General features: G+C 62.2%; 12 protein-coding genes. 5 read left to right on the top strand and 7 right to left on the bottom strand.

Going from position 1 to position 12,994, the window contains the following annotated elements; all coding sequences use genetic code 11:
• The first annotated feature begins 4 nt into the window (after positions 1-4).
• From DTP52_RS07510 to DTP52_RS07490, 5 genes are all read left to right on the top strand, one after another.
• Positions 5-439: a DUF1795 domain-containing protein gene (locus tag DTP52_RS07510; protein ID WP_109752755.1), complete on the top strand. Its 435-nt coding sequence runs from the start codon at positions 5-7 to the stop codon at positions 437-439.
• A 54-nt stretch (positions 440-493) separates the two neighbouring features.
• Positions 494-1,759, top strand: coding sequence for a PAAR domain-containing protein (locus DTP52_RS07505; protein ID WP_109752754.1), 1,266 nt, complete (start codon positions 494-496; stop codon positions 1,757-1,759).
• 19 nt (positions 1,760-1,778) lie between these two features.
• Entirely contained in the window at positions 1,779-2,042 is a 264-nt protein-coding gene (locus tag DTP52_RS07500) for a hypothetical protein (protein ID WP_109752753.1), read from the top strand.
• Positions 2,043-2,160: 118 nt separating this feature from the next.
• Complete coding sequence (locus DTP52_RS31480) at positions 2,161-3,372, top strand: PAAR domain-containing protein (RefSeq protein ID WP_109752752.1); 1,212 nt, start codon at positions 2,161-2,163, stop codon at positions 3,370-3,372.
• Positions 3,365-3,697 (top strand): hypothetical protein, encoded by a 333-nt coding sequence (locus DTP52_RS07490; RefSeq protein ID WP_109752751.1) that lies wholly within the window; start codon positions 3,365-3,367, stop codon positions 3,695-3,697. Before DTP52_RS31480 ends, DTP52_RS07490 begins: the two co-directional genes overlap by 8 nt.
• A 171-nt stretch (positions 3,698-3,868) precedes the next feature.
• Here the strand turns inward: DTP52_RS07490 and DTP52_RS07485 are convergent, their stop codons facing one another.
• The 7 genes from DTP52_RS07485 to DTP52_RS07450 form a co-directional block, all read right to left on the bottom strand.
• Complete coding sequence (locus DTP52_RS07485; RefSeq protein WP_109752750.1) at positions 3,869-5,809, bottom strand: type VI secretion system tip protein VgrG; 1,941 nt, start codon at positions 5,807-5,809, stop codon at positions 3,869-3,871.
• Positions 5,810-5,984: 175 nt separating this feature from the next.
• The gene (gene tssH, locus DTP52_RS07475) at positions 5,985-8,663 is read right to left on the bottom strand and encodes a type VI secretion system ATPase TssH (RefSeq protein WP_109752748.1); all 2,679 of its coding nucleotides are present in this window, start codon (positions 8,661-8,663) and stop codon (positions 5,985-5,987) included.
• Positions 8,656-9,708, bottom strand: a complete 1,053-nt coding sequence (gene tssG / locus DTP52_RS07470; protein ID WP_109752747.1) for a type VI secretion system baseplate subunit TssG — start codon at positions 9,706-9,708, stop codon at positions 8,656-8,658. The genes tssH and tssG overlap by 8 nt, the downstream gene beginning before the upstream one ends.
• Entirely contained in the window at positions 9,672-11,531 is a 1,860-nt protein-coding gene (gene tssF / locus DTP52_RS07465) for a type VI secretion system baseplate subunit TssF (RefSeq protein ID WP_109752746.1), read from the bottom strand. The genes tssG and tssF overlap by 37 nt, the downstream gene beginning before the upstream one ends.
• Positions 11,528-12,040, bottom strand: a complete 513-nt coding sequence (gene tssE / locus DTP52_RS07460) for a type VI secretion system baseplate subunit TssE (RefSeq protein ID WP_003206934.1) — start codon at positions 12,038-12,040, stop codon at positions 11,528-11,530. Before tssE ends, tssF begins: the two co-directional genes overlap by 4 nt.
• Positions 12,034-12,483 (bottom strand): hypothetical protein, encoded by a 450-nt coding sequence (locus DTP52_RS07455; protein WP_109752745.1) that lies wholly within the window; start codon positions 12,481-12,483, stop codon positions 12,034-12,036. The genes tssE and DTP52_RS07455 overlap by 7 nt, the downstream gene beginning before the upstream one ends.
• The gene (locus tag DTP52_RS07450; RefSeq protein WP_109752744.1) at positions 12,480-12,935 is read right to left on the bottom strand and encodes a T6SS effector amidase Tae4 family protein; all 456 of its coding nucleotides are present in this window, start codon (positions 12,933-12,935) and stop codon (positions 12,480-12,482) included. The genes DTP52_RS07455 and DTP52_RS07450 overlap by 4 nt, the downstream gene beginning before the upstream one ends.
• Between the last annotated feature and the right edge of the window lie 59 nt (positions 12,936-12,994).

The following is a 12,994-nucleotide window of genomic DNA, read 5'->3' as shown; positions in this document are numbered from 1 at the left end:
TACTGTGACCTCTTACCGCATTCAAGAAGCCGATCTCGAAATCCCCGATGCCTGGCAGGACCAGAGCATCAATATTTTCAAGCTGCCGGCAGTCGGCCCTGCTAAAGAAGCCAGTTTCGTCATCAGCCGCGATGCCTCCCAGGGCGACGCGCCATTTGCGGAATACGTCGACCGCCAGCTCAAAAGCGCAGAGCAGCAACTGCCCGGCTTCAAGCTGGTTCAGCGCTGGGACACGGTGCTGCAGGGGCACACCACCACATTGCTGGATTACACCTGGCAACGCGAAGGGCGCGAACTGATGCTGCGCCAGGTGTTCATCGAGCGTAAGCCATCGGTGTTGATCACCACCTTGACCACCACACCGACCGACTTCGCCTATCACGAGCCGGCCTGGAAGCTGGCGATGCATTCGTTCAAGCCACAGCCTCCGATTGTCTGAGCATCGACACGTCCCACTGAGCAGTCATACGAATCAGTAAGGTAGATGCGCGCAATGGATGCACAGGCTGCAGCACGTCTGGGTGACGAAATAGCCCACGGGTTCGGGTTGGCCGCGATGGTCGCCGGAGCCGTGGCCGGTGCCTTGATTGGCGCCGCGGTCGTTGCCGCGACTGTCGCCACGGGCGGCGTGGCCCTGGCGATCATGGCCGGCTCGATTGCCGCGGGCGGCTTGTCGATGTTCCAGATCGTCAAGGGCCTCTCCACCATCTTCAACCTGCCCGAGCCCACCACGGGGGCGTTGATAATGGGCAGCTTCAACGTCTACATCAACGACCGCAATGCCATGCGGGCGGGCGAAGACATTTCGTCTTCCTGCACCGGGCTGCCGATGAACCATCCGATCTGGCCCTTTCCGGTGCTGATCGCCGAAGGCAGCGCCACGGTCTTCATCAACGGCAAACCGGCGGCGCGCCTGCACAGCAAAATGGTCTGCGGTGCCCATATCAAGAGCGGCAGCCCCAATACGTTTATCGGCGGGCCGACGGTGTCGGTGGCGTTTGTCCTGGATCTCGAAGGGTGGATGCATACCGGGTTGGAAGTGTTGGGGTTGTTGGCCGCCGGTGCTGCGTTGGTCATGGCGGCCATGGCGGGTATCGCCGTCCTCGTCGAATTCGTGGTGATAGGCGGGCTGATCCTGGGGGGCATGGAGCTTCTCGGCGATTTGGGCGACCGCCTGGGGCCAGGCTATCGGGACCTGCTGCAAGGTGTCGCCGGCATGGCCATGCTGGGGTTGAGCCCGAAAATGGCGAAGGCAGCCAAGCCTGCCGAACTGCCGCCGCCCAAGTACAAGCCTGGCGTGACCGAGGCCGACATCCTGGCCATGCCGAAGGGGTCTCGACCCGATGCCGACACGTACCTGTCACCGCAGTATGTGAAAGAACACTTGGCCCAGTTCGAGAACGGTGCCTCACGCTTCACTACGAAGGCCAACCTGGACAAGTACGGCATCGCCCAGCGCGACGGCACGACGTTCCTGATGCCCAAGGCTGAAGCCGATCAATTGATTGCCAATGCCAAGGGCGACAAGAGGGCATTGGAGAAGGCGCTTGGGCTTCCAGAAAATACCCTGGAAAGTAGTACCCTTGTGCGGGTCGATATTCCCGCGCCTAAAGACATGAACCTGCGGATTCCTTCAGGTAACGAGGCCGGTGCCAACGAGTTCTGGATTCCTGGCGGCAAGCTGCCGACCGGCGCCAGCGAGGCGGTCATCGATGCCGGAGGCATTTTGCCCAAAGACTTCAGTTGGACGCCATTATGACGGTAGAGGTAGGCAAGTCATGAAATTTCAAGATGTTCTGGTCAGTCGCGAACACATGTTCTCCGTGGGCATCGAGCAGGACTCGGGTCGGTTCTACGTGTCCATACCGGTCAGCAACGGCATGGCCGACTACGAGGAATATTATGAAATCAACCAGGCGACCTTTGAGCTGTTCAGGCGTGACCCGGATGCCGCGCTGCCGTTTGTGGCGCGTTGCAAAAAGCGCGAGCTGGACGAGCTGTTGATTGTCCAACCTGGAACGAACCGCGGCACCGCCATCTGATCGTCGAAGGGCAGGGGAGGCCGGCGATGCGCTTGCTCAAATCCCGCCCATCGAACGTCTGAGTCATCAATACGTCTCTCTGTGCAGTCATACAAAATCAGTAAGGTAGATGCACGCAATGGATGCACAGGCTGCGGCACGTCTGGGTGACGAAATAGCCCACGGGTTCGGGTTGGCCGCGATGGTCGCCGGTGCCGTGGCCGGTGCCTTGATCGGTGCTGCGGTCGTTGCCGCGACTGTCGCCACGGGCGGCGTGGCCCTGGCCATCATGGCCGGCTCGATTGCCGCGGGCGGCTTGTCGATGTTCCAGATCGTCAAAGGCCTCTCCACCATCTTCAACCTGCCTGAGCCCACCACGGGGGCGTTGATAATGGGCAGCTTCAACGTCTACATCAACGACCGCAATGCCATGCGGGCGGGCGAAGACATTTCGTCTTCCTGCACCGGGCTGCCGATGAACCATCCGATCTGGCCCTTTCCAGTGCTGATCGCCGAAGGCAGCGCCACGGTCTTCATTAATGGCAAACCCGCCGCACGTTTGCACAGCAAAATGGTTTGCGGCGCGCACATCAAGACCGGCAGTCCCAATACGTTCATCGGTGGGCCGACGGTGTCGGTGGCGTTTGTTCTGGATCTCGAAGGCTGGATGCACACCGGGCTGGAGGCGTTGGGGTTGTTGGCGGCGGGCGGAGCCTTGTTGCTTGCGGCTTTTGCCGGAGCCGCCGCTTTCTTCGGCGCCCTGGCCGTCGGTGGTGCGCTGTATGTCGGCATGGAACTGCTGGGGGATTTGGGCGATCGTCTCGGCCCCGGATATCGGGACTTGTTTCAGGGGGTGGCAGGGATGGCCCTGCTCGGTGCCGGGCCGAGGCTGGCACGCAGGCCCATGACTGCGGCCGAGCGGACGATCTTGGCTCGTCAGCGACAGGAACAGATGCTCAAGGACAATCGAGGGTTCAACATTAGCCCGACGGCGTGGGACGCCTATCCGACGATTGGCCGGGCCGGTACTTTTGTTTCTGATAAGAAAGGCATCACCGATGTTATTGGAAATTTCTCGGGGCGTTCCAAGGTGACCATCAGTGGTAAAAAAGCGGCGGAACTGGAACGCGCCTTTGGTTTGGAAAAAGATGCGCTTAAAGGCGGCTTCAAGATCAGGCAGGTCGATGATCTCGTGGGGCGGATGCCGAGAAGCCCGATGGAAGGAAACCAGTATTTCCTGGGGCCAGGTAAACACTTGCCGGGTGGCGCCCCGGAGATGGTCGTCGAGTCGATTCCGACAAAGGATGCGAACGGCATTAAAACTTTAACCGAGGTATTTGTCAGTGATTAATGATGTGCTGAAAGCGTACGTGGAAAAAGCGGACGGCGACGTGATTCGTGTTCAAGTCATCGATAACGCGTTGGATTCGCCCCTACGCGCTATCGGGTTTTCGACTGCGGCGCAGAAAGACATCTACGTTTTGCAGGTCGCGGACAACAGGCAGAAGGCTAAGGTATTCGACGCACTCCGTTCACTGGGCGTGGCCTTTTCGGCGGGCAAGGAGTGGTGTCCCTCCGAAGTTTTTGAATATCTTCGTGACGAGCAATTGCTGAGCGGTAAATATTTGCGAGTCGCGTGGACGCAGCCCGGTCAATACCGGCTTACGAATGAGTGAAATTTCAATATACCCTGGTCCATCGCGAACATAGGTTCTGCGTGGGTGGTAACGATGAACCCGTGGCGAGGGAGCTTGCTCCCGCTGGGCTGCGTAGCAGCCCTTTTTGGTGAGCGCTTCGCACTCAAGCGGGAGCAAGCTCCCTCGCCACGGTTGTTCCGGCCGTGAACCTCAGCCCTTGGCTTTTGCCGGAAAAAAAGCTTTCACCGCCGCATCGATCACTCCCTTGATGCCTTTGCCCTTGGGGTCTACGGCGCTTGCGCCTCCGGAGTTGAGGTCCAAACGCCCGCCGGTGTCGATGTTGCCATTGCCGCTGGCGTAGATGTTGAACGCCGTGCCCGAGATGTTGATCTCGCCACTGGCATTGAACTCCAGCACGCTTTTGCCGCACACCAGTCGAATCTGCGAGCCCGCTTCCACGAGGTATTGGGTACTGATGCTGTCGCTCTTGGCTCCGCCGACGAGCAATGCATCGTTGCGCTGTACCGCTCGCAGTCGGTCCTCGCCAATCCGTACGGTTTCGTTGTGGCCGATGCTTTTGTTACGGTCGTGGCCGACCAAATGGCTTTCATCCACCTCGACCACGATGTCCTGGTTACGCTCGGCGTGGATGTACAGTTGCTCGGCGCCTTTCTTGTCTTCCATCCGAATTTCGTTGAAATTCGCCGGCGTGCCGCCCTTGCTCGAACGGCTTTTGGTGCCGCTTTGAGTGGCGTTGGCGGGCAATGCATAGGGCACGGTCTGTTCAGCGTTATACACACGGCCGGTGACGATGGGCCGGTCGGGATCGCCTTCGAGGAAACTGACGATCACCTCCTGCCCAATGCGCGGGATCTGCACCGAGCCCCAATTCTTCCCGGCCCAAGCCTGCGACACACGAATCCAGCACGAGCTGTTTTCGTTGGACTGGTCGTGACGGTCCCAATAGAAATGCACCTTCACCCGGCCGAACTGATCGGTCCAGATTTCCTCGCCCTTGGGGCCGACCACCAACGCAGTCTGCGGACCTTTGACGATAGGACGGTGGGTGGTCGCCAACGGGCGATAGCTTTGCTGGGCATCGATGCAGGTCAGGCTGCTTTCGAACTGTGCGCTCGGCGCGCCGCCGTTGGTTTCGCCGCTTTCCTGGGAAATGTAATAGCGGGCGCCGACGATCAGGTATTCGCGGTTCTGGTCCTGGCGGCTGAAGCCGGTGAGGCTGAACAGGTGCCCCGAACCCAGGCCCCGGGCGTTACCCGCCAGCTCGACCTGTTCGTGCAGGGTCTGCAAGGCTTCGATGCGGGTGCGGGCGTAGTGTTCGCCGTCGGTACTTTGCACGTAGGCGCCAGGGTAGTCATACAACGGATAATCGCCAGCGGTATGTGGACGCGGCATGGCCGAGCGCACATCGATGCGCGCGCTGGGGCGCTGGAAATCGTAGTCGTTGAGTTCCAGCGAACCGGGCTGGACTTCCTGGGCCAGGTGCCAGTCGTGGATATGGTCGCGTTCGCGCTGTTGCTCATTCTTGGGGTAGTAGGGCACCGAGCCGTAGCCAGGGGCCTTGGTGTGGGCGCCATAGGCGTCGGCCAGCACCAGCACATGCCGGCCCTGTTCATGGCGGAAGAAGTAGTAGATGCCTTCCTGCTCCATCAGGCGGCTGACGAAATCGAAGCTGGTCTCGCGATACTGCACGCAGTATTCCCACTCGCGATAAGGCCGGCTCAAGGCGTCTTCGAAATCGGAAAAGCCCAGGTCGCGGAACACCTGCTTGATGATCTGCGGGATGGTCAGGTTCTGGAAAATCCGGCAATCGGAAGTGCGGGTCAGCAGCCACAGCCATGGGCGCAGGGTGGCCTGGTAGCTGGCGAACTGGCCCTGGTCGACGTTCTGGCTGCAGCGGGCGACGATGCCATGGAAGTGCCGCTCGCCACCGCCATCGAGTTGCAGGCTCACGCACATGGGCTTGCCGAGCAGCTGGTTGAGGTCGATGGCGTTGTCCAGCGAATGCAGCTGCAACTCGTAGTTGAAAAGCCTTCCTAATTCTTCACCGCCGCCCATGTCCTTGAGCAACAGCACCTCGGGTCCGAGGGGGCTGGTGATCTTGGCCAGGCGTGTGGCTTGGTTGAATAACATCGAGTGTCTCGTGCAGGTTGTAATTGCTGAAGCAACGCAATCCCAACTGTGGGAGCGAGCCTGCTCGCGATGGCGGTGTGTCAGTCAACATTGATGTTGAATGTAACTCCGCTATCGCGAGCAGGCTCGCTCCCACAGGGATATCTGCCACAGAAGTGACTGTGTTCCTGTCAGGTCAGGCCGCGTCGCTGAAATCGTACTGCAATTCGTTATCCACGGCGCTGATCCGCACGCCCGCCAGGGCCTTGCCTTCGAGCATGCGGGTCAGGAACTCGCGGCTCATGTCCGGCAGCAGGCTGTTGGTCAGGATGGTGTCGATCATGCGCCCGCCGCTTTCGGTTTCGGTGCAGCGCGAGACGATCAGGTCGATCACCGCGTCGTCGTAGTCGAAGGCCACCTTGTGGGTGCTCTCCACACGCTTCTTGATGCGGTTGAGTTGCAGGCGGGTGATGGCCTTGAGCATCTCGTCGCTGAGCGGGTAGTACGGAATCGTCACCAGGCGACCGAGCAGGGCCGGCGGGAAAATCTCCAGCAGCGGCTGGCGCAGGGCCTTGGCGATGTCCTCCGGCTCGGGCACGTTTTGCGGGTCTTTGCAGACGTCGGCAATCAACTCGGTGCCGGCGTTGGTGGTCAGCAGGATCAAGGTGTTCTTGAAGTCGATCACTCGGCCTTCGCCGTCCTCCATCACGCCTTTGTCGAACACCTGGAAGAAGATTTCATGCACGTCCGGGTGGGCTTTTTCGACCTCGTCCAGCAGCACCACGCTGTACGGTTTGCGCCGTACGGCTTCGGTCAGCACGCCGCCTTCGCCGTAGCCGATGTAGCCCGGTGGCGCGCCCTTGAGGGTGGACACGGTGTGGGCTTCCTGGAACTCGCTCATGTTGATGGTGATGACGTTCTGCTCGCCGCCGTACATGGCTTCGGCCAGGGCCAGGGCGGTTTCGGTCTTGCCCACGCCGGAGGTGCCGGCGAGCATGAACACACCAATCGGCTTGCTCGGGTTGTCGAGGCCGGCGCGGGAGGTCTGGATGCGCTTGGCGATCATCTGCAAGGCGTGGTCCTGGCCGATGATGCGTTTCTTCAGGTGCTGGTCGAGGTTGAGCACGGTCTCCAGCTCGTTGCGAGCCATGCGGCCCACCGGGATACCGGTCCAGTCGGCGACCACCGAGGCCACGGCCTGGTAGTCCACGGTCGGCAGGATCAGCGGGGTTTCACCTTGCAGAGCGGTCAGGCGCTGCTGCAGGTCCACCAGTTTCTCGCGCAGTTCGTGGCTGGTCTCGCTGCCATCCTCGCTGTCCACCACGCCGACGCGCTCGCGCAGGGTGGCGCGGGTGGCGAGCAGTTCGTCGACCAGGGTTTTCTCTTCGGCCCAGCGGCTTTCCAGCTCGGCCAGGCGTTCGCGCTCGCTGCTCAGCAGGTTTTCAGTCTGGGTCTGGCGGCTGCCGATGACCACGCCAATCGCGTGTTCACGGGCGATGATTTGCAGCTCGGTTTCCAGCGCTTCGATGCGCCGACGGCTGTCGTCCACTTCGGCCGGCACGGCGTGCAGGCTGATGGCGACGCGGGCGCAGGCGGTGTCCAGCAGGCTCACGGATTTGTCCGGCAACTGCCGTGCGGGAATGTAGCGATGGGACAGCTTGACCGAGGCTTCCAGGGCTTCGTCGAGGATCTGCACCTGGTGGTGTTTTTCCATGGTCGAGGCCACGCCACGCATCATCAGCAGGGCCTTGTCTTCCGACGGCTCGGCCACTTGCACCACTTGGAAACGCCGGGTCAGGGCCGGGTCTTTTTCGATGTGCTTCTTGTACTCGGCCCAGGTCGTGGCGGCCACGGTGCGCAAGGTGCCGCGGGCTAGTGCCGGCTTGAGCAGGTTGGCCGCGTCACCGGTACCGGCGGCGCCCCCGGCACCCACCAGGGTGTGGGCTTCGTCGATGAACAGGATGATCGGCTTGGGCGAGGCCTGGACGTCTTCGATAACCTGGCGCAGGCGCTGTTCGAATTCGCCCTTCATGCTTGCGCCGGCCTGCAACAGGCCAACGTCGAGGCTGCGCAGTTCCACGTCCTTGAGGGCCGGCGGCACGTCGCCAGCGACGATGCGCAGGGCAAAGCCTTCGACCACGGCAGTCTTGCCCACGCCGGCTTCACCGGTGAGGATCGGGTTGTTCTGCCGGCGGCGCATGAGGATGTCCACCAGTTGGCGGATCTCTTCGTCACGCCCGACGATCGGGTCGAGCTTGCCGCTGCGGGCCTGTTCGGTGAGGTCGACGGTGAAGCGCTTGAGGGCTTCCTGCTTGCCCATGGCGCTAGGGGCCATGGCGCCGCTGGCTTCGCCGGGCACGGCGCCGGCATTGAAGCCGTCGCTGGCGGTCAGGGCGTTTTCCGGTGAGTCGCCGACGTATTCGTCAAAACGCTCGCTCAAGGCTTCGACCTTGACCTTGTCGAACTCCGACGACAGGCCCAGCAGCGCATGGCGCAGGCTTGGTGTCTTGAGAATGCCCAGCACCAGGTAACCGGTGCGCACCTGGCTTTCGCCGAACATCAGGCTGCCGTAGACCCAGCCGCGTTCCACGGCTTCTTCCACGTGAGAGGACAGGTCGGTGATCGACGTCGAGCCCCGTGGCAAACGGTCCAGCGCTTCGGTCAGGTCACGGGCCAGGCGCGCCGGCTCGATGTTGAACTGACGGATGATGCGATGCAGGTCCGAGTCCTGCAGTTGCAGCAACTGATGAAACCAGTGGGCCAGTTCCACATAAGGGTTACCGCGCAACTTGCAGAACACGGTGGCGGCTTCGATGGCTTTGTAAGCCACGCTGTTGAGTTTGCCGAACAACGCGGCGCGACTGATTTCACCCATGCTCATGGCTCCTTGAGGTCTGTGAGGTGTTGGCCTGTTCGGCGTAATGCCGGGCCAGTATTAAATCGTTGGCATCTGTTTCGGGACGTCCCAGCCAGGTGTTGAAACCCAGGCGGAAATGACCGTTGAGTTGTAGCGCCGGGACTTCAGGCTGTTCCAGGACCAGGTTCAGGTCCCAGTCCAGTTCGTGGCCCAGGTATTCGGCGACCCAGGCCACCAGCTCGTTGAACGGCTGGCTGCCGGGCAGCATGCCCATGTAGTCGACGAGCTTGAGTGGCCCCAGGCGAATGCGGAATTTGTGCTGGCGATCCCACACGTAGCGGCCCAGGCAGAAGTCCACGCCCAATTGATGAGCGCTGACACCGACGCGGCTACGTTCCGGCAGTTCCAGCCATTGGCCGACGTACTCTTCGATCTCCACCGGCAGGCCGAAGTACTCGCTGAGAATTGCCTTCAAACCGTCCGGGTAACGGGTTTGTGCCGCCAGGTGGCCGCTGTAGTGCAGCTTCGCCGTGTCGGGGATCAGCCCTTGGTTGAGCAGGCTCGGCATGCCCCGGCCGCTGAGGGCGGCCAGGCGCGCCGACCAATAGTCATCGTCCGGGCGGTCATGGCTGACCGTTGGCCGCGCTTCGGCCCAGGCCCGGTAGAACAGGCTGAGCAGGCGATGGTGAAACACATCGAGGAAGCGTTTGCTGGTGCTGTCGGCGTTGTTGCGCTGGCGCTCGCGCACGTACTCGGTGATGTGCAGCGGCATCGGGCCGTTGGGGCCGCCAAGGCCGAAGAAGAATTGCTCCAGGCGCGCCGGTACACCGTCGCCGCCCGGTTGCACCGAGGCGAGGGTGGCCGGGGCGAAGGTGCAATCGGCCTGTTGCCCGAGGCGCAACGGGTCATCGGCCAGGCGCAGGGAATGGCCCAGGCGCGGCAGCTCGGGGGATTCGCACTCGATGCGCCGCAACGCCTGGAAGAAGTCGTATTCCCAGGGCTCCTGGTGCATCGCTTCCAGGGTACTCACAGGGTCGGACGACGTCCGGGCTTGGCTTTCCATCGCATGATCTCGCCGCGTTCGGTGGTACGGATCACCGTCTCGGTAAAACTGTTGATCGACACGTAGCGTGCCAGGAAGCGCTCGAACACGGCGCCGAGCAGGAACACCCCGGTGCCGCGAAACGCGTTTTCATCGAATTCCAGGGTGATCTCCAGGCCCCGACCGAACACGATCGGGCCGGGCATTGGCAAGCGCCGGGTGCAGGCCTTGCTGCTGACTTCGCGCAGGCCTTCGATCTGCAATTGCAGCGCCGCGTCGTTGCTGTCGCCGTACAGGCGCAGCAATTCGCGCAGGGCGGCGGCGCCTTGACCTTGTTCGCTCAACGACAAATAGTTCAGCGACAACTGGCTGATCAATCGCCAGGCCTTGGCATCGTGGGCATGGCTGGCCCGTGGGCGACTCGGCCCGGCCACGCAACGCACCGCACCAACCGGGGCGCTGTCGGCCAGGGTGAAGTCGGTCTTGCCGCTGCCCACGCTCATGAACAGCGGCAGGTCGCGGTTGGTGCACAGCGCGGTCACGCCCAGTTGGCGCAGGTCGTGGCGATAGGGCGCTTGCTGGCTGTCCACGAGGCTGACGAAGGTTTCGCTGCCGATGTAGGTCGAGCGTGGGCCGTTGCGCCGTTGGTCGCTGGACAGCACGCGCGGCTCGCGCCGTACGGTGTAGTAGGCCTGGTCGCGGCCGTAGCGGGACGGATCGCGCACGGCGTAGAACGGCAGGAACGGCTGCTCCGGCCCAGTGCCGTGGCCGGTGAGGCCGCTCAGTGAGTGCACCTCGAAGTCCATCGGCCGGGTGCGGTCGGCGATCACGTGGTGCTCGTTGACCCGCTCCGACAAGTGAATGCGATCCAGGCGCTTGGGAAACAGGTTGATGGCCGGGGTGCAGAACGGCAGGAACTGCGAAGCACCGACGCTGCCTTCCAGGCTTGGGTCGTGGCGGTCGAACAGCACGATCAACTCCAGCTCCTGGCCGTCGCAACGCTTGACCGCGCGGCTCAACTGGGTGAAGTCGACAAACAGGAAGCGGTGGGGCAGGGCGAAGTATTCCTGCAACAGGCGATAGCCCTGGAAGGCCCGCGGCACCACCGGCAGCGCGGCGTCGGCATCGTCGAAGCCACGTGAGCGCAGCGCGTCTTGCGGCAGGCGTTCGACCCAATTGCCGCCGGGCTTGCGGGCGAACACTGCGCAGGCGTTGCCCAGCAGTTGCTCGTAGAGGCGGAAGGGTTGCTCGTCGGCGCCGCTCAAGTACAGCGGCAGGTTGTCCAGGGCCAGGCTGTTGAACGGCAACTCGGCGCCGGTGCGCAAGGTGATGCGCAGGCCGGCCTTGGCTTTTGGTTCGCTGGCGGCCAGGCGCCCGAGCACGGCGGACGGGTTGCCAAAATATTCGGCCTGGCTGACCTGCAACGGCCACAACGTTACCGCGTGGGCGGTGCGGTACTCGCAGCAGGTCTGGGTTTCGCGACCCAGGGCCGCACGCAGGACTGTATCGCGCGGCAGCGGGAAACCACTGCTCAGCGAGCCTTCGTCCGGGTCGGCCTGCATCTGCACCACGGTCATCGACGGTGTTGGCGCCAGGTAATGCGGGTAGGCGATTTCCAGCAGGTTGTGGGTGAAGGTCGGGTATTCGGCATCGAGCTTGAGTTGCACCCGCGCCGTCAGGTAGGCAAAGCCTTCCAGCAGGCGTTCGACATATGGGTCGGCGCAGTCCATGCCGGACAACGTCAGCCGACTGGCGATCTTGGGGTATTCCTTGGCGAACTCCGCCGCGCTTTCGCGCACGTGGTGCAGTTCCTGGTTGTACAGCTCCAGCAGGCGCGGGTTCATGAGCGTCTCCGCTGGTCGGCATTGACCACGCGCACGTGGCCGGTTTCCAGGTCCAGGTCGGTTTGCAGCATCAGGCGCAGCGGCACGGGCTGGGCCCAGAGATCGCCTTCGATCTCGAAACTCAGGGCGTTGTGGTTCATCTCGGCGGTTGCCCTGGCACGCACGCGTAGGGTGTGGCGCAGGATCCGCGGTTCGAACGTGGCGATAGCCTGGTGGATCAGCGTTTCCAGGGCCGAGACGTCGACGTTCGACGCACTGTTGCCGGCCAGGGCCGGCAGGCCGAAATTCACCACCGAGGTGCCCGCCGGGGTATGCAGCGTGGCATCGGCGCTGAGCAATGAGGTGGTGTTGAGCAGCCAGGCCAGGTCACGCAGCACCGAGGCTTTCAATTGGGTCAGGGAGAGCACGCGCTTGTCGGCGCTTTCCTTCGGGTTGGTCGGATCGTCGTCGGTCAGCCGGTCCAGCAGGGACGGTTGCAGGCGATCACGGGTGGCGATTTCGGTTACCAAGTGAATAGGCCCGTGTAATTCTTCTGGTCACCTGTGCCGCGCATGCAGCTGGCATTGCGGGCGATTACCGAGGGTTCGAGTTGCCCATTGATCTGGCGTATGGCGCGGTACTCGGAGCGGCATTCCTGATTGTTTTGAGGGCCACCTGCCACATGGACAACGATGACAATGGGCACGTTGCCGAAGGTTTCGACGTGGGGTTTGCCTTGTCGATCGACCGTGAATTGGCAGGGCCACGCCAAGTCGAGTGGCATCAGGGTCTGGTCGGGCTTGCGCAGCGCGCAGCGCGCCTGGTCACTCTCCAGCACCAGGGTTTGCCCGCCCATCGAGACGACATGTTCCACCGCTGCGGTGGACGCTGCCGACGGAGATTGCTGCTGGGCACAGGCGGTCAGGCTGGTTAGCAGGCAGCCGACCCATATCGCGCAGTGAGCCTTGGTCATAGGAGCTCCCAGAACCAGATCGCTCGGGATCGATAGGCCGGATCGTCATACCCGAGGGTCAGGCCACGGTTCCAGAGATCGATATGATCGCCGGTGCGACTTTCCGAGGACTCTCCCATTTGCGGGAAACAATCCTTGAAGAAAATCAGGCCGGTCTTGTCTTGCAGCTTGCGTCGGTCCGCGGCAGTTCCGCCGAGGATCAACGGGCGTCCCAGGTGATGTTTCCACAGCCAGTTCGCCAGCGATTCGGCGCCCCTGGCGTGTTCATGGGCACACTTGGGTTCGGTGTAGGTGGACTTGTTGACCTTGATGGTCAGCTCGGTATTGAGCGTGATGCTCATGCGAATCGCACATTGGTTTGCCCAGGGTCCGTCGCAAGGTTTTGCATCAGGATGGGCCACCAGCAGATCGGAATACGCTTTCCACAAATTGACAAACGAAGGCTTGGCCATGACTCAGATACCGGGTGGAAAAGAATTGGATTCGAGCAAGCACCAAACACCCCCGGCGC

The organism is Pseudomonas sp. 43mfcvi1.1 (assembly GCF_900115935.1).
In the GTDB taxonomy this organism is placed as follows: domain Bacteria; phylum Pseudomonadota; class Gammaproteobacteria; order Pseudomonadales; family Pseudomonadaceae; genus Aquipseudomonas; species Aquipseudomonas bijieensis.
Note: the sequence above shows the minus strand (reverse complement) of the source record. Positions and strands in the feature narration are given on the sequence as shown.

What these genes read in the sequence shown, in the direction of transcription:
- tssH (WP_109752748.1), bottom strand. Translation starts at nt 8,663, where the DNA reads ATGGGTGAAATCAGTCGCGCCGCGTTGTTCGGCAAACTCAACAGCGTG.
- tssG (WP_109752747.1), bottom strand. Translation starts at nt 9,708, where the DNA reads ATGGAAAGCCAAGCCCGGACGTCGTCCGACCCTGTGAGTACCCTGGAA.
- DTP52_RS07455 (WP_109752745.1), bottom strand. Translation starts at nt 12,483, where the DNA reads ATGACCAAGGCTCACTGCGCGATATGGGTCGGCTGCCTGCTAACCAGC.
- tssF (WP_109752746.1), bottom strand. Translation starts at nt 11,531, where the DNA reads ATGAACCCGCGCCTGCTGGAGCTGTACAACCAGGAACTGCACCACGTG.
- DTP52_RS07500 (WP_109752753.1), top strand. Translation starts at nt 1,779, where the DNA reads ATGAAATTTCAAGATGTTCTGGTCAGTCGCGAACACATGTTCTCCGTG.
- DTP52_RS07505 (WP_109752754.1), top strand. Translation starts at nt 494, where the DNA reads ATGGATGCACAGGCTGCAGCACGTCTGGGTGACGAAATAGCCCACGGG.
- DTP52_RS07485 (WP_109752750.1), bottom strand. Translation starts at nt 5,809, where the DNA reads ATGTTATTCAACCAAGCCACACGCCTGGCCAAGATCACCAGCCCCCTC.
- DTP52_RS07450 (WP_109752744.1), bottom strand. Translation starts at nt 12,935, where the DNA reads ATGGCCAAGCCTTCGTTTGTCAATTTGTGGAAAGCGTATTCCGATCTG.
- DTP52_RS31480 (WP_109752752.1), top strand. Translation starts at nt 2,161, where the DNA reads ATGGATGCACAGGCTGCGGCACGTCTGGGTGACGAAATAGCCCACGGG.